Source organism: Candidatus Accumulibacter aalborgensis (assembly GCF_900089955.1).
Taxonomy (GTDB): Bacteria; Pseudomonadota; Gammaproteobacteria; order Burkholderiales; family Rhodocyclaceae; genus Accumulibacter; species Accumulibacter aalborgensis.
On sequence record NZ_FLQX01000112.1, the window covers coordinates 1 to 14,627 of the forward strand.

Consider the following 14,627-nt stretch of genomic DNA (forward strand, 5'->3'; position numbering starts at 1 on the left):
TTGTGCGAAACCTTTTTCTTGCTACCCACCGCCAGGCCTTGAAAATACGGGGTTGGAGCCCTCGTGCGTCAGGGCTGAGGCCCGCAGTGATTCGGGATTCGCGCCGGCGCGTTGGCTTCGCATCCACGTGTCGCCGGCAGGACTGCCGGCCCGGGTGATCAACCGGTGAGCCGCTCACATCAGGACGATGTCGTATTGCTCCTGCGAGTAACTGGGCTCGGCCTGGAGCGAAATCGGCTTGCCGATGAAATCGGAGAGCATGGCCAGACCTTGCGATTCCTCGTCGAGAAAGCGGTCGATCACCGCCTGGCTGCCGAGCACGCGATACTCGCGGGCATTGAACTGGCGGGCTTCGCGTAGTAGTTCGCGGAGGATCTCGTAACATACCGTGCGCGCCGTCCTGACTTCGCCACGGCCGCCACAGGTCGGGCATTCCTCGCACAGGACGTGCGCCAGCGATTCGCGCGTCCGCTTGCGGGTCATTTCCACCAGGCCCAGGGCCGTGAAGCCATTGACCGTCAGGCGCGTATGGTCGCGCGCCAGCGCCTTGTTGAATTCGCTCAGGACCGCCGTTCTATGCTCTTCATTCTCCATGTCGATGAAGTCGATGATGATGATGCCGCCGAGGTTGCGCAGGCGGAGCTGGCGCGCGATCGTCTGCGCCGCTTCCAGGTTGGTCTTGAAGATCGTGTCGTCGAAGTTGCGCACACCGACAAAGCCGCCGGTATTGACGTCGATGGTGGTCATCGCCTCGGTCTGGTCGATGATCAGGTAACCGCCCGACTTGAGATCGACACGGCGGGCGAGTGCTTTCTGGATCTCATCCTCGACACCGTGCAGGTCGAACAGCGGTCGCTCACCGATGTAGTGCTCGAGCAAGGGGGCGACGGTCGGCGTGTACTCGCCGGCGAAGGCGGTCAGGCGCTGGAAGTTCTCGCGCGAGTCGATGACGATGCGGGCGGTCTCGGGATTGACGAAATCCCGCAGCACGCGCTGGGCCAGCGACAGCTCCTGGTAGAGCAGCGAAGGCGGTGCGGCGGTGGTCGACTGGGCCTGGATATCGCGCCAGATCTTGCGTAGAAACTCGATGTCCTTGGCCAGTTCGGCCTCGGTCGCGCTCTCGGCCATCGTTCGCACGATGAAGCCCCCCTTTTCCTCGCTGGGTACCAGGCGACCCAGTTTTTCCCGTAATGCCTCACGTTCGGACTCTCTCTCGATGCGCTGCGAGATGCCAATGTGTTTGTCCTGCGGCAGATAGACGAGCATGCGTCCGGCGATGGATACCTGCGTAGACAGCCGCGCGCCCTTGCTGCCCATCGGGTCCTTGATCACCTGCACGAGAATGCTCTGTCCTTCGAACAGCAGGCGCTCGATCGGCCGCAGCGGTTCGTCGCTGGGGCGCGGTTCACGGATGTCGGCGACGTGCAGAAAGGCGGTGCGGCCGAGGCCGATGTCGATGAAGGCCGACTGCATGCCCGGCAGGATGCGCACGATGCGTCCCACGTAGACATTGCCGACGAAGCCGCGACTGGCGCTACGTTCGATATGCAGTTCCTGTACGACGCCCTGGTGCATGACGGCGACGCGCGTTTCCTGCGGTGTGAAATTGATCAGGATCTCTTCGGGCATGGCGGGACGATCTGGAGAATGAGGTTAGAATGCTGGAATCGGACTTTACCGTATTCAATACGCCCCATTCTACCCTGTCAGGTTCCCTTCCCGGATGTTTGCCGTCGCCCCACTTGCCTCTCCCGAGTTGCTCGCCCCAGCGGGTTCGCTGACCATGCTGCGCACAGCGCTGGCCTACGGTGCCGACGCGATCTATGCCGGCCAGCCGCGCTACAGCCTGCGCGTGCGCAACAATTCCTTCGGCGACCTCGAAGCGCTGGCCAGCGCCATCGGCGAAACACACGCCGCGGGCAGGAAGTTTTATGTCGTCAGCAACGTCTTGCCGCACAACCGCAAGGTCCGTACCTATCTCGCCGATATGGCGCCGGTGGTGGCCCTCAGGCCTGACGCGCTGATCATGGCCGACCCCGGGTTGATCGACCTGGTCCGCGAGACCTGGCCAGAGATGGCGGTACATCTCTCGGTGCAGGCCAATACCGTCAACTTTGCTGCCGTGCGTTTCTGGCGCAAGCTCGGCGTGACGCGGATCATCCTGTCGCGCGAGTTGTCGCTCGACGAAGTGGCCGAAATTCGCCAGGAATGCCCGGACATCGAACTCGAAGTCTTCGTACACGGTGCGCTGTGCGTCGCCTACTCGGGCCGTTGCCTGCTGTCCGGCTACTTCAACCATCGCGATCCGAACCAGGGCACGTGCACCAACTCATGCCGCTGGGACTACAAGGTCAAGGCTGCTGAGGCCGATGCGAGCGGTGATGTCAGCGTCTGCAGTTCATCCGCGTCGCGACCTCCCGGCGGCGTGTGGTTGCTCGAGGAGAAGGAGCGGCCGGGGGAACTGATGCCCATCGAAGAGGACGAGCACGGCACCTACCTCATGAATTCGAAGGATCTGCGCGCCGTCGAGCACGTCCGGCGCCTGACCGAGATCGGCGTCGACTCGTTGAAGATCGAGGGGCGTACGAAGTCTCCCTATTACGTTGCGCGTACGGTGCAGGTCTATCGCCGTGCGATCGATGATGCGCTTGCCGGCCGTCCCTTCGACCCCGGCCTGCTCGGCGAGCTCGATGGCCTGGCCAATCGCGGCTACACCGACGGCTTCTACCAGCGCCACCACGAACACGAAATGCAGAACTACCTGCGCGGCCATTCCGAATCGGGGCGCAGCCTCTACGTCGGCGATGTGCTGGACTGGGATGCGACGCGCCAACTGGCCCTGATCGACGTCAAGAACCGTTTTTCGCTAGGCGATCGACTCGAAGTGATCCACCCCTCAGGCAATCGTGACCTGGTGCTGGAACGGATGGAGCGCAGCGACGGGATAGCAATCAACGTCGCTCCGGGCAATGGCCACCGGGTGTGGATTCCCCTGCCGGTCGACTTGCCGGGAGCCATGCTGGCGCGCTTCGTCTGAGCGGGGCGCTAGCCGATGAGCGCCCCGTATCTCTTCGTCGACGTCTCGGCGCATGGTTTCGGCCATCTGGCACAGGTGGCGCCGGTGCTCAACGCCTTGAGCGCGCGCCTGCCGACGCTGCGCATCACACTACGTAGCGGGCTGCCGACCAGCAAGCTGCGGGCCCGTGTGGCGGCCGACTTCACGCACCTGGCAGAGAGCAGCGATTTCGGTTACGTGATGCACGATGCGGTGAGCGTCGATCTGGCCGCGACGGCGCTGGCCTATCGCCAGCAACACGCCGACTGGGAAACGCGGGTCGATCGCGATGCCCGTCTCTTCGCCGCGCTGCGGCCCGATCTGGTGCTCAGCGATGTGGCCTACCTGCCGCTGGCCGGCGCCGCACGCGCCGGAATCCCGTCGCTGGCGATGTGCTCGCTCAACTGGGCCGAACTCTTCGTCCATTTCTTTGCCGGCGAGCGCTGGGCGGCGGCGATTCACCGCCAGATGCTGGCCGCGTACAACAGCGCCGAGTCCTTCCTGCGGCTGACGCCGGCAATGGCGATGGCCGACCTGGCACGGCGGCGCTGCATCGGTCCGATTGCCGTCATCGGCAGCGACTGTCGCCAGGCGCTGCGCGAACAACTCGGCGCCGTCCCCGACGAGCGCCTGATCCTGATCGCCTTCGGCGGGGTCAGCAAGGAGTTGCCGCTTGCCGACTGGCCGCATCTCGCTGGGGTGCGCTGGCTGGTTCCGCAAGCCTGGCAGTTCGAAAACGAGCGGTGCACCGCTTTCGAGTCTCTCGGCCGGCCTTTTGCCGACCTCCTGCGTTCAGTAGACGCGGTGATTACCAAACCCGGCTACGGTACCTTCACCGAAGCCGCGTGCAATGGCAGGCCTGTTCTTTATGTTCGACGCCAGGATTGGCCCGAGCAGGACTGCCTGATCGATTGGCTGCACGGGCATGGGCGCTGCCGGGAGATCAGCGATGCCGATCTGGTCGCCGGTCGCCTGCAGGGCCCGCTGGATGCCTTGTGGCAGCAGCGCACGCAGCCAGCGCCTTCGCCGTCGGGGGCAGAAGAAGCGGTGGCAGCCCTGCTGCCGTGGCTGGCGGGTGGTGACGCTGTCGGTATTGCTGACCGCCAGCTACTTGAAGGTGCGCCTTGCAAATTTACGGCCAACCCGATCTGATCAGGCAGTTGGGTGACTCCCTGCGGGCTGACCCAAGCTAACGGTCGCGATGTGCGCGGGGCCTGTCTGCGTCAGCCGCCGCCGGTGGAAGGTGGTGCCGGCTCGCGCGGCTCGGGCATGCGCACGTCCATGTCCTTGGCTTGGGCGGCGGTGATGATCTCCATCAGCGTCACGACCTTCTTGACGTCGCGCGTGGTTCGCGCGACCTGGATCGCCGAGTCGGACTCGTGCTGGGTCACCAGACCGAGCAGATAGACGACGCTCGCCTCGGTGACCACCTTGACGTGAACGGCGCTGAATTTGCCCAGGTCAACAAAGCGGCTCTTGACCCGGGTGGTGATGTACGAATCATTGCTGCGGGTCGAGAACGACGTCACCGGGGCGACCGCGAGTTCGTTGTACACACCCTGCACCTGCGGTACGCCGATGACGATGCGCTCGATCTCGGCCTTGGCTTCAGCGGAAGGCACTTCCCCGGTGATCAGCACCTTGTGGTTGTAGCTCGTGAAGTTGGTATGCGTGCCGTCGGGAAACTTGTCGCTGACGCGCGAGCTGGCTTTCCATTCGATCGTTTCGTCGTCGGTTTGCGTGCCGAGTGATCGACGATCGAAGGTTGCCAGTGCGCCGCCGGTGGCGGCACTGGCGGCGACCACGGGCAGACAGCCCTGCAGCAGGGGCAGCAGGGACACACCGAGAAGCACGCTGGTGGCAAGACGTTTTCTCATTGTTCAACTCCCATGAGCAGGCAATCGATCCCATCGCACAGGCAGTGGATGGTGAGCAGGTGCGTTTCCTGGATGCGTGCCGTGCGCTCGGCGGGGACGCAGATGTGGACGTCGGTCTCGTACAGGATTTCGGCGATGCTCCCGCCACCTTTGCCGGTCAGCGCAACGACGCGCAGTTCGTTTTCGTGTGCGGCGTTGATGGCTTCGATGACGTTGGGCGAGTTGCCCGAGGTGGAAATGGCGACCAGGACATCGCCGGGTTGGCCGAGCGCTCGTACCTGCTTCGCGAAAATGACCTTGTAGCCGTAATCGTTGGCGATCGCCGAGATGACCGAGGTGTCGGTAGTCAGCGCAATCGCCGCCAGTTCGTGGCGCTCGGCCTCGAAGCGGCCGACCAGTTCGGCGGCCAGGTGCTGCGCGTCGGCCGCCGAGCCGCCGTTGCCGCAGGCGAGGATCTTGCCGTTGTTCAACAGGCAGGCCACCATCGCCTCGATCGCCTGGGCAATCGGTGCGGCCAGCAGTTCGACGGCGTCGAGCTGGTTTTGTGCGCTGTCCTTGAAGTGTTGGCTGACGCGGCTGATCAAGTTCATGGGCTCGGCTTTTTGCTCTTGCGGGGAAAGGTCGTGTCGCCGATTCTAACATCAGAGGGTCAGGAACACCTCGAACTCGACGCGGCGCCAGGGGTCCGGGTCGTCGCGCAGCTTCGAGACGCGCGCCTCCAGTTTCTCGCCGTCATCGAGCGCCCTGGCCACGGCCCGGTTCTCGGCGCGTGGTACGTAGCCGACCTGTCGCCCCCGCCACTCGATGCGCACCGCCCTGCGATCATGGCGGTTGTCTGGCTCGCGGACCAGGGTCAGGCGGTCGCCGACCCTGATCTGCGGCCACACTTCGGCGACGGCGTAGAACTGGCTGCCGGCCAGCGGCGAGCTTTGCACGAGAATCTTCACCGTCTCGGCGGCCAATGACGGCCAGCAGCAGGCCAGCCAGAGAACGGCGCCGAGCCTAGGAAAACGCATCACGCAGCCATTCAATGGATGTTTCGGACAGATCTTCGAGCACGATGCAGTCGAAGCGACAGTCGGCCTCGTTGCTCCGCTGGGCGAGCAGATAGTGCTGGGCCGCACGCATGATGCGGTCTTGCTTGCCGGCGGTGATGCTGGCCGCAGCGCCACCATGGCTGGCGCTGCGCCGCAACCGCACTTCAACGAAGACCAGGACTCGCCGCTCGCGACAGATGAGGTCCACCTCGCCACCGCGGCAGCGATAATTGCGTGCCAGCACCGTCAATCCGTGCTGTTCGAGGAAGCGCGCGGCCAGTCCCTCGGCGATCGCGCCGTCACTGTGGGCCGTGGTGGCGCGAGTGGCGTGTCCGGATGTGCTATCGTTGCTGCTCATTGGCCCACTGATCTCCATGACAGAAGAATCTCCCGCATTATATGTCGTTCCCACCCCGCTCGGCCATCTGGGCGATATGACGCAGCGGGCGATCGAGGTCCTGCGGCGGGTGCCGTGGGTCGCTGCCGAGGATACCCGTCACAGCGCACCGCTGCTCAAGCACTACGGGTCCAATGCGCGTCTGCTGGCGGCGCATGAGCACAACGAAGAGAGTGCCGCGCAACAGGTCATCTCGCGCCTCGCGGCAGGCGAGTCGGTGGCGCTGGTGGTCGATGCCGGGACGCCGGCGGTGTCTGATCCGGGGGCCCGCCTGGTGGCGCGTGTGCGAGCCGCCGGCCATCGCGTCATTCCCCTGCCTGGCGCCTGTGCGGCGGTCGTCGCGCTGTCCGCCGCCGGCCTCGGCGAAGCCCACTTTCTCTTCTACGGCTTTCTGCCGACCAAAGCCGGACAGCGTGCCGAGGCCTTGCGCGAGCTGGCTCATCTGCCCTGGGCGCTGGTCTTCTACGAGGCGCCGCACCGCATCGTGGACTGCGTCGTCGCACTGGCTGACGCCTTTGGACCGGGGCGGACGCTGGTCCTGGCGCGCGAGCTGACCAAGCTGTTCGAAAGCATCCATTGTGGTCCACTGGGCGAAGCGCACGACTGGCTGCTGGCGGATGCCAACCGTCAGCGCGGCGAGTTCGTCGTGCTCGTCTCGGGTGCGCCGGTGGCTGCGGATGCTGGCGAAGGCGAACGGGTGCTGAGGCTGCTGCTCGCCGATGGCCTGGCGGTCAGCCAGGCGACCCGGCTGGCGCACGCCATTACGGGGGTCGCCAAGAAGGTTCTTTATCAGCTCGCACTGAGCTGGCAGGAGTAGTCGAGCGGGCACGGTCGGGTTCTCATCTTGCGCGCTGCGGGATGAGCTGCGCCCTCCTGCCGCGTGCTGGCGATCGGCGGTGAGCGCGGAAATCATCTAGAATTCGGCCATCTTCCTCCCTCTTGCTGGCCGGGCTCGCGCATGCAGATCACCCTCACCCTCACTCGTCCCGACGATTGGCACCTCCATTTGCGCGACGGTGATGCACTGGCGACGACCGTGCCGCATAGCGCGCGGCAGTTTGCCCGCGCGATCGTGATGCCCAATCTGCGGCCGCCAGTGACGACCGTCGCGGCTGCCGGCGAGTATCGGAAGCGCATTCTGGCTGCCTTGCCGCCAGACACGCGCTTCGAACCGTTGATGACGCTCTACCTGACCGACGACACGTCGGCCGAGGAGATCAGGCGCGCGGTGGCGAGCCCCTTCGTGCATGCCGTCAAGCTGTATCCGGCCGGCGCGACGACGCACTCGGACGCCGGTGTCACCGACCTGGGCCAGTGCGAGCTGGCCCTTGCCGAGATGGAAAAGCGCGGACTGCCCTTGCTGGTGCATGGCGAAGTGACCGACCCGGCAAGCGACGTTTTCGACCGCGAAAAGACGTTCATCGATCGCGTGCTGGCGCCTTTGCTGGCGCGTCACCCGCAGCTCAAGGTGGTTTTCGAGCACATCACGACTGCCGATGCGGCCGAGTTCGTCGCCAGTTGCGGGCCGAACGTAGGGGCGACAATCACTGCCCACCACCTGCTCTACAACCGCAACGCCATTTTTGCCGGCGGTCTCCAGCCGCATTACTACTGCCTGCCGGTCCTCAAGCGCGAGATCCATCGCCTGGCGCTGCTGCGTGCGGCAAGCTCCGGTAGCCAGCGCTTCTTCCTCGGCACGGATTCGGCTCCGCATGCGCGCCTGAGCAAAGAGACGGCCTGCGGTTGCGCCGGTTGCTACACGGCCCATGCTGCGCTTGAGCTCTACGCCGAAGCCTTCGAGTCAGTCGGTGCACTCGATCGCCTGGAAGCGTTCGCCAGTTTCAATGGCCCAGACTTTTATGGGCTGCCACGCAATACCGGCACCGTGACGCTTGAGAAGTGTGATTGGCATGCGCCGGCGGCTTTCCCGTACGTCGGTGGCGATACGCTGATCCCGTTACGTGCCGGCGAGTCGCTGCGCTGGCGGATGCTCGCCTGAACCCGCAGGCCGTGGTCCATTGAGGAGGTCGTCTGTGCCGCAAAAGAAACTGCTCGCCTTGCTTCTGGTCCCACTCCTGGTCGCCTGCTCGGATCAGCGGGCGGCTTTCGAGTTTGGTTCACCCGAGCACTCGCTGACGCTGATTCGCGTACAGAACTTCTTCTGGGAAAAGACCGCCGGCTATTCGATCGTCGCGGCTCACCTGCCCGAGTGCCAGCGACGACACGATATGGGCGTCGGCGCCGCCGACAGCAAGGTTGAGGTCTATGCGCCGGGCAACGACGCCTGGATTCTCAGGCAGGGCAAGCGGATGTTTGTCGTCGAGACGCGAACCTGCGAGGGCTTTGCCCGGCTCGAGGCCGAGCCGGAAGGGGGCATGGGTCCTCCGCAGGGGACCTTCCAGCTCCGCGAGGGTACGCTGATCTTTGTCGCTGCGGCGAAGAGTGAGGCGCCGGCCGAATCCTTGGCGCCCGTGGTACCGGCAGCGAAGTGAGCTGGCACGGCTTTTCTTCGCCCGGCAGTTTGTTCGCACCTTTGTCGCCGCCGCTGGAGAAGATCTCGGGTACGGCGAGCGTATAATCCACTCGGGAAGTCGGTCAGGCAGCCGCTGGGCAAGAGGTGCAAACCTGGCGCCGAGAGGAAAGTCCGGGCTCCGCAGAGCAGGATGCCGGTTAACGACCGGGCACCGTGAGGTGACGGAAAGTGCCACAGAAAACAAACCGCCGATGCCTGGGCTCCGGCCTGGGCAGGTAAGGGTGAAACGGCGAGGTAAGAGCTCACCGCGGCCGTGGTAACACGGACGGCACGGCAAACCCCATCTGGAGCAAGGCCAAATAGGGAAGCATGGGCGTGGCTCGCGCTGCTTCCGGGTAGGCTGCTTGAGCGTACTGGTAACAGTGCGCCTAGAGGAATGGCTGTCCACGACAGAACCCGGCTTATCGACCGGCTTCCCACCTTCCTCTTTTCCACCATCACCGGTAGCGATCGCTGCTGGCTTTCCAGTGCTTCTTCCTGGCTGTTGCTCGCTGCTGGCCTGCCTTTGCCCGTCTTCCCGCGCCTGGACCTCGGCGGGAATGCCCGTTTAGCGGGCTTTCGTGAGAAATCACTTTAACTACATCAAGCGTAGCGTTGTTTTATTGGGAAAAACTATCTTACCATAATGCTTCATGAGTCGCTTGTAAGTGCTTGTCGCTATTGATAAACCGAGATTTTTTCCTGCTTGCGTTAGGCGAGTATTTGTCTTAAAGTGGGAATTAGTGGTGAAAAGTGGGGAGCTTTGTTCTTCCAGACCAAGACAGCAAGGGACGAGTTGGCGTGATGTTTCAGGGTGCGGCTGCGTTGAGTCTGGATGCCAAAGGCAGGGTTGCCATTCCGGCGCGTCATCGGGAGGCGCTCGCCTTGGCCGCCGACGGCAGACTGGTGCTGACTGCTCATCCACATCGCTGCCTTCTGCTTTATCCCGAGACGGCGTGGGAGCCGATCCGCGACAAGGTCTTGGCGGCTTCGAGTCTCAATCTACAGGCAGCAGCGATCAAGCGCCTGCTGGTTGGTAACGCCCGCGAAGAAGAAATGGACGCGGCGGGCCGTCTGCTGATAGCGCCTGAGCTGCGCTTGTTTGCCCAGCTCGAGAAGCAGGTCTGGCTGGTCGGCCAAGGCAGTCATTTTGAAATCTGGTCGGATGCCGGCTGGCAGCAGCAGCAGCAAGTGGTCTTCGCGCTTGACGACGGGTCGCTTCCCGCCGGTCTTGAGGACCTGGCACTTTGAGCCTGGCGTCGCAGCATCAGAGCGTACTTTTGCGCGAGGCGGTCGACGCTCTCGACATCAAGTCCGCCGGAACTTATGTCGATGGCACCTTTGGTCGCGGCGGTCACAGTCGGGCGATTCTCGAACAGCTCGGGCCCAATGGCCGTCTGTTGGCACTGGACTGTGATCCGCAAGCGGTGGCCGCGGGTGGCGCAACGAAGGATAGGAGACTGCTGATCAGGCATCAGCGCTTCGGCGAGTTGGCCGATGCTTTGCAGCAGACGGGGATTGAAGTCGAGGAGAGCGTCGATGGCGTTCTGCTCGATATCGGCGTTTCGTCGCCGCAACTTGACGAGCGCGAGCGGGGCTTCAGTTTTCGTTACGACGCGCCGCTCGACATGCGCATGGATACGACGCAAGGCGAGACGGTGGCACAGTGGCTAGAGCGGGCCAATGTGCGCGAGATCACGGAGATCATTAGGAGCTATGGTGAAGAACGGTTTGCTTTCCAGATTGCAAAGAAGATTGTGGCTGCTCGGGGAGAGCGATCGGTGGCAAGCACGGGGGAACTGGCCGCCCTTGTACGCCAGGCCGTGTGGACCCGCGAGCCCGGCCAGGACCCGGCGACGCGTACCTTTCAAGCTCTACGGATTCATATCAATCAAGAACTCGAGCAACTCGCGCTCGTGTTACCGCAAGCCATGACCAGCCTCAAACAGGGAGGGCGCCTGGTGGTCATCAGCTTCCATTCGCTCGAAGACCGGATCGTCAAGCGTTTCATGCGCCACGAGGCGGCGCCTGACGTTTCGTCCAGAAAGCTGCCCTTGCGCGCCGCTGATCTGCCGCAGCCCCGACTTCGTTTGCTCGGCAAAGCGGTACGGGCGAGCGCCGGAGAAGTGGCGGCCAATCCCAGGGCGCGTAGCGCCGTGATGCGCGTCGCCGAAAAACTCGCCGGCAGGGCCGCCTGAAATGGTTCGCCTGAACGTCTTCCTGCTGCTTGCCGTCGTCTTTTGCGGTCTTGGCGCAGTAACTTCGCAGCACAAGGCGCGCAAGCTTTTTCAGGCGCTCGAAGTCGAGCTGGAGCGCGCGCGCCAGCTTGAGGTCGAGTTCGGCCAGTTGCAACTGGAGCTTTCGACCTGGGGATCGGCGCCACGAATCGAAAAAATTGCTCGTGAGAAGCTCAAGATGCGTTCGCCGGAAAGCGAAAAGATCATCCCGGGCACGGCAACCGGAGCTCGTACGCCATGATGAACTTCAAGGGAAATCCGGCACATAAGTTCGCCGAAAGTCCGCTATTGCAACTGAGCCTGCCACCGTGGCGTTCGCGCCTGATGGCCTTGCTGATCCTCGGCTCTTTTTCCCTGCTGATTGGCCGTGCGTTCTACCTGCAGATCGTCAACAACGATTTCCTGCAGGAAAAGGGCGAGTCGCGCTACCGTCGCAATATTGAGATCAGCGCTTCGCGCGGCCGTATTGCCGACCGACATGGCGACGTTCTGGCCATTTCGACCCCGATGAAGTCGATTTGGGCGATCCCTTCGGCGACCTCGCTGACCCCCGACCAGAGCCGGCAGCTTGCCGCCCTGCTGGAGACCGACGTCAAACAGTTGACCCACAAGCTGGAGACCGACAAGAGCTTCGTTTTCCTGCGCCGCCAGATCCCGCCCCTGGTGGCCGATCAGGTGGCGGCACTCAAGTTACCCGGTATCGGGCAGAACAAGGAGTACCGCCGCTTCTACCCGACCGGTGAGATGACTGCCCACGTGGTCGGCTTCACCGGCGTGGACGACAAGGGACTCGAAGGCGTCGAACTGGCTTTTCATGAACAGTTGCTCGGCCAGCCCGGTGGGCGCAGCGTCATCAAGGACCGCCGCGGCCAGATCGTCGAGGACGTCGGCTCGATCAAGACGCCGCAGGATGGCAAGGATATTCGCCTGGCGCTCGATTCGAAGATCCAGTACCTGGCCTACAGCCAGTTGAAGCAGGCGATCACCGACAACAACGCCAAGGCCGGCGGCATCATCGTGCTCGACGCGAGGAGCGGCGAAATCCTGGCTCTGGCCAACTGGCCGACGTATAACCCGAACAATCGCGAGAAGCTGTCCGGCGCCCAGTTGCGCAACCGCGCCGTGACCGATACCTTTGAGCCAGGGTCGACGCTCAAGCCCTTCACCATTGCGCTGGCGCTCGATAATGCCAAGGTTCGTTTCGACACGATCATCAACTGCGCGCCGGGTCGGCTGACCATTGGCAGCGCGACGATTTCCGACGCCCATCCGCACGGGGCCCTGACGGTCGCCGAGGTCATCCAGAAATCATCGAATGTCGGTGCAGCCAAGATCGCCGCCATGCTGCCGGCGCAGAAGATGTGGGAAATGTTCGACGACGTCGGTTTCGGTCAGGTACCCCGACTGGGTTTCCCCGGTGAGGTCAGTGGCCGGCTGCGGCCATGGAAGCGCTGGCGGCCGATCGAACAGGCAACCATGTCCTACGGCCATGGCATTTCCGTGTCCCTGATCCAGTTGGCGCGCGCCTACTCGGTTTTTGCCCGCGACGGTGATCTGGTACCGCTCTCGCTGACCCGCGCCGACTCGTCGATGCCGCAGGGCGCCCGGGTGTTCAGCGCGAAAACGGCGCGTGAGGTGCGCACCATGCTCGAAATGGCCGTCCTGCCTGGTGGCACGGCTCCGAAGGCGCAGATTCCGGGCTATCGTGTGGCCGGCAAGACGGGTACGGCGTACAAACTCGAACACGGTCGCTACGCGAGCAAATACGTTTCGTCCTTCGTCGGCTTTGCACCCGCTTCGGAGCCGCGCCTGATCGTCGCGGTGATGATTGATGAGCCCAGTGCCGGCAAGCACTATGGCGGTGATGTCGCGGCACCGGTCTTTGCCTCCGTAATGGGCAGTTCCCTGCGCACCCTCGGCATTGCGCCAGACATCCCACTGGTCGTGGCGCAGAGTCCGCAGAGTCCGCAGAGCCCGAAGACCCTGGCAGCCAAGGCCAAGCTGTGAGTACGACGTTCGCGCCCACCGCCGCCGCCGTCACCCTTGAGCGGCTGGCGGCGCTCGGCGTGGTGCCCAGCGGGGTGACCGACGACAGCCGCCAGGTGCGGCCCGGCGACCTCTTTCTGGCCTATCCCGGCGAGCTGGCCGACGGCCGTCGCCACATTGCCGAGGCGATTGCCAGCGGCGCCGCTGCCGTCCTCTGGGAGGCGGGCGCGTGCGAAGCGTCCGAAGCGTCCGACTTCGCCTGGTGCGACGAGTGGGCGGTTGCCAATCTGGCACTCGCCGGCTTGCGGCAGCTCTGCGGACCCCTGGCGCACGCCATCTACGGGCGCCCGAGCGAGCGCTTGTCGCTGGTTGCGGTGACCGGTACCAACGGCAAGACCAGCGTCAGCCAGTGGATTGCTGCCAGCCACCCGCGCCGCTGCGCAATCATCGGCACGCTGGGTGCGGGTTGGCCTGGCCAGTTGATCGACACCGGCTTTACGACGCCCGAAGCGACGACGCTAACCCGCACGCTGGCCTGCCTGGTCGCTGACGACGCGCAGGCGTGTGTGCTGGAAGCCAGTTCGATCGGCATTGCCGAAGGCCGCCTGGACGGCGCCCGCGTCGACGTCGCGGTGTTTACCAACCTGACGCGGGATCACCTGGACTACCACGAAACGATGGCCGCGTACGCGCAGGCCAAGGCCGGATTGTTCGCCTGGCCACGTCTGAGGTTGGCGGTGACCAATCTCGACGATCCCTTTGGCCGCAAGCTGGCCGAGTGCAGTACGGCGACCAAGGTTATCGGCTATAGCCAGCAGGATGACGCAGGCGATCGCCAGGGGACGATCCGTGCCGAGAATGTCGAGGATACGATCGATGGGCTGCGTTTCCGCCTCTGTGCGCCGAACGGTCGCGCGCTGGTCGAGACCGGGCTGCTGGGGCGATACAACGTGGCCAATCTGCTGGCCGTCGCCGCCGTCCTGATTGACGCCGGCCTGACCCCGAAGACCATCGCCGAACGTTTTGCGCTTTTGCGGTCGCCAGCGGGTCGCCTGGAGAAGGTAGGCGGCCACAACGAGCCGCTGATCGTCGTCGATTACGCCCATACGCCGGATGCCCTGGAGAGCGCCTTGCGCGCGCTGCGTCCGGTGGCCACCGCCCGCGGTGCCGGTCTGGTCGCCATTTTTGGCTGCGGCGGCGACCGTGATCGCGGCAAGCGGCCGTTGATGGGTGCGGTCGCTGCACGCCATGCCGACCGCGTCGTACTGACCAGCGACAACCCGCGCAGCGAGGATGCGCAAACCATTCTTGGCGAGATTCTCGCCGGTGTTCCCGGCGCCGAGATTATCGTTGATCGCGCCGAAGCGATTCGCGGCACCGTTCTGGCGGCCCATCCGGCCGATGTGATATTGGTGGCCGGCAAGGGACACGAGGTCTATCAGGAAATTGCTGGCGTGCGCCGGCCTTTTTCCGACACTGGCGAAGGCCGCGCCGCGCTCAGTGCCCGCCAGGAGATGTCTCGATGA

15 protein-coding genes and 1 other RNA gene are annotated in these 14,627 nt (G+C 64.1%); 11 read left to right on the forward strand and 5 right to left on the reverse strand.

What is annotated here, in order from left to right; all coding sequences use genetic code 11:
* Window positions 1-174: 174 nt before the first annotated feature.
* Complete coding sequence (gene rng / locus ACCAA_RS11345; RefSeq protein WP_186407364.1) at window positions 175-1,629, reverse strand: ribonuclease G; 1,455 nt, start codon at window positions 1,627-1,629, stop codon at window positions 175-177.
* 94 nt (window positions 1,630-1,723) lie between these two features.
* Between rng and trhP the strand changes: the two genes are divergently transcribed.
* Window positions 1,724-3,037, forward strand: coding sequence for a prephenate-dependent tRNA uridine(34) hydroxylase TrhP (gene trhP, locus ACCAA_RS11350; RefSeq protein ID WP_186407365.1), 1,314 nt, complete (start codon window positions 1,724-1,726; stop codon window positions 3,035-3,037).
* Between the two features lie 15 nt (window positions 3,038-3,052).
* On the forward strand, window positions 3,053-4,207 hold the full coding sequence (locus ACCAA_RS11355; RefSeq protein WP_186407366.1) for a glycosyltransferase family protein: 1,155 nt from the start codon (window positions 3,053-3,055) through the stop codon (window positions 4,205-4,207).
* 71 nt (window positions 4,208-4,278) lie between these two features.
* Here the strand turns inward: ACCAA_RS11355 and ACCAA_RS11360 are convergent, their stop codons facing one another.
* From ACCAA_RS11360 to ACCAA_RS11375, 4 genes are read right to left on the reverse strand one after another with little or no spacing between them, the layout of a single operon-like run.
* The gene (locus ACCAA_RS11360) at window positions 4,279-4,932 is read right to left on the reverse strand and encodes a BON domain-containing protein (protein WP_186407367.1); all 654 of its coding nucleotides are present in this window, start codon (window positions 4,930-4,932) and stop codon (window positions 4,279-4,281) included.
* Window positions 4,929-5,522 carry a phosphoheptose isomerase gene (locus tag ACCAA_RS11365; protein WP_186407368.1) on the reverse strand — a complete coding sequence of 198 codons (594 nt, stop codon included), beginning with the start codon at window positions 5,520-5,522 and terminating at the stop codon, window positions 4,929-4,931. Before ACCAA_RS11365 ends, ACCAA_RS11360 begins: the two co-directional genes overlap by 4 nt.
* A gap of 51 nt (window positions 5,523-5,573) precedes the next feature.
* Window positions 5,574-5,948 carry an HIRAN domain-containing protein gene (locus ACCAA_RS11370; RefSeq protein ID WP_186407369.1) on the reverse strand — a complete coding sequence of 125 codons (375 nt, stop codon included), beginning with the start codon at window positions 5,946-5,948 and terminating at the stop codon, window positions 5,574-5,576.
* Window positions 5,935-6,327, reverse strand: a complete 393-nt coding sequence (locus tag ACCAA_RS11375; RefSeq protein ID WP_245754544.1) for a YraN family protein — start codon at window positions 6,325-6,327, stop codon at window positions 5,935-5,937. Before ACCAA_RS11375 ends, ACCAA_RS11370 begins: the two co-directional genes overlap by 14 nt.
* A gap of 16 nt (window positions 6,328-6,343) precedes the next feature.
* Between ACCAA_RS11375 and rsmI the strand changes: the two genes are divergently transcribed.
* From rsmI to ACCAA_RS11420, 9 genes are all read left to right on the forward strand, one after another.
* Window positions 6,344-7,183 carry a 16S rRNA (cytidine(1402)-2'-O)-methyltransferase gene (gene rsmI / locus ACCAA_RS11380; RefSeq protein WP_186407371.1) on the forward strand — a complete coding sequence of 280 codons (840 nt, stop codon included), beginning with the start codon at window positions 6,344-6,346 and terminating at the stop codon, window positions 7,181-7,183.
* Between the two features lie 141 nt (window positions 7,184-7,324).
* Window positions 7,325-8,365, forward strand: coding sequence for a dihydroorotase (pyrC, locus tag ACCAA_RS11385; protein WP_186407372.1), 1,041 nt, complete (start codon window positions 7,325-7,327; stop codon window positions 8,363-8,365).
* A 34-nt stretch (window positions 8,366-8,399) separates the two neighbouring features.
* Window positions 8,400-8,858, forward strand: a complete 459-nt coding sequence (locus tag ACCAA_RS11390; RefSeq protein ID WP_186407373.1) for a hypothetical protein — start codon at window positions 8,400-8,402, stop codon at window positions 8,856-8,858.
* A gap of 95 nt (window positions 8,859-8,953) precedes the next feature.
* An RNA gene (rnpB, locus tag ACCAA_RS11395) (RNase P RNA component class A) lies at window positions 8,954-9,319 on the forward strand.
* Window positions 9,320-9,682: 363 nt separating this feature from the next.
* Window positions 9,683-10,129 carry a division/cell wall cluster transcriptional repressor MraZ gene (gene mraZ, locus ACCAA_RS11400; protein WP_186407374.1) on the forward strand — a complete coding sequence of 149 codons (447 nt, stop codon included), beginning with the start codon at window positions 9,683-9,685 and terminating at the stop codon, window positions 10,127-10,129.
* Window positions 10,126-11,076: a 16S rRNA (cytosine(1402)-N(4))-methyltransferase RsmH gene (gene rsmH, locus ACCAA_RS11405; protein WP_186407375.1), complete on the forward strand. Its 951-nt coding sequence runs from the start codon at window positions 10,126-10,128 to the stop codon at window positions 11,074-11,076. Before mraZ ends, rsmH begins: the two co-directional genes overlap by 4 nt.
* A 1-nt stretch (window position 11,077) precedes the next feature.
* Complete coding sequence (gene ftsL, locus ACCAA_RS11410; RefSeq protein WP_186407376.1) at window positions 11,078-11,356, forward strand: cell division protein FtsL; 279 nt, start codon at window positions 11,078-11,080, stop codon at window positions 11,354-11,356.
* The gene (locus ACCAA_RS11415) at window positions 11,353-13,122 is read left to right on the forward strand and encodes a peptidoglycan D,D-transpeptidase FtsI family protein (protein WP_186407377.1); all 1,770 of its coding nucleotides are present in this window, start codon (window positions 11,353-11,355) and stop codon (window positions 13,120-13,122) included. The genes ftsL and ACCAA_RS11415 overlap by 4 nt, the downstream gene beginning before the upstream one ends.
* Window positions 13,119-14,627, forward strand: coding sequence for a UDP-N-acetylmuramoyl-L-alanyl-D-glutamate--2,6-diaminopimelate ligase (locus tag ACCAA_RS11420; RefSeq protein ID WP_186407378.1), 1,509 nt, complete (start codon window positions 13,119-13,121; stop codon window positions 14,625-14,627). Before ACCAA_RS11415 ends, ACCAA_RS11420 begins: the two co-directional genes overlap by 4 nt.

Excerpts from the sequence above, each read along its gene's own strand:
- ACCAA_RS11370 (WP_186407369.1), bottom strand. The coding sequence starts at position 5,948 with ATGCGTTTTCCTAGGCTCGGCGCCGTTCTCTGGCTGGCCTGCTGCTGG.
- mraZ (WP_186407374.1), top strand. The coding sequence starts at position 9,683 with ATGTTTCAGGGTGCGGCTGCGTTGAGTCTGGATGCCAAAGGCAGGGTT.
- ACCAA_RS11365 (WP_186407368.1), bottom strand. The coding sequence starts at position 5,522 with ATGAACTTGATCAGCCGCGTCAGCCAACACTTCAAGGACAGCGCACAA.
- rsmI (WP_186407371.1), top strand. The coding sequence starts at position 6,344 with ATGACAGAAGAATCTCCCGCATTATATGTCGTTCCCACCCCGCTCGGC.
- rng (WP_186407364.1), bottom strand. The coding sequence starts at position 1,629 with ATGCCCGAAGAGATCCTGATCAATTTCACACCGCAGGAAACGCGCGTC.
- ftsL (WP_186407376.1), top strand. The coding sequence starts at position 11,078 with ATGGTTCGCCTGAACGTCTTCCTGCTGCTTGCCGTCGTCTTTTGCGGT.
- trhP (WP_186407365.1), top strand. The coding sequence starts at position 1,724 with ATGTTTGCCGTCGCCCCACTTGCCTCTCCCGAGTTGCTCGCCCCAGCG.
- ACCAA_RS11360 (WP_186407367.1), bottom strand. The coding sequence starts at position 4,932 with ATGAGAAAACGTCTTGCCACCAGCGTGCTTCTCGGTGTGTCCCTGCTG.
- pyrC (WP_186407372.1), top strand. The coding sequence starts at position 7,325 with ATGCAGATCACCCTCACCCTCACTCGTCCCGACGATTGGCACCTCCAT.
- ACCAA_RS11375 (WP_245754544.1), bottom strand. The coding sequence starts at position 6,327 with ATGAGCAGCAACGATAGCACATCCGGACACGCCACTCGCGCCACCACG.
- ACCAA_RS11355 (WP_186407366.1), top strand. The coding sequence starts at position 3,053 with ATGAGCGCCCCGTATCTCTTCGTCGACGTCTCGGCGCATGGTTTCGGC.
- ACCAA_RS11415 (WP_186407377.1), top strand. The coding sequence starts at position 11,353 with ATGATGAACTTCAAGGGAAATCCGGCACATAAGTTCGCCGAAAGTCCG.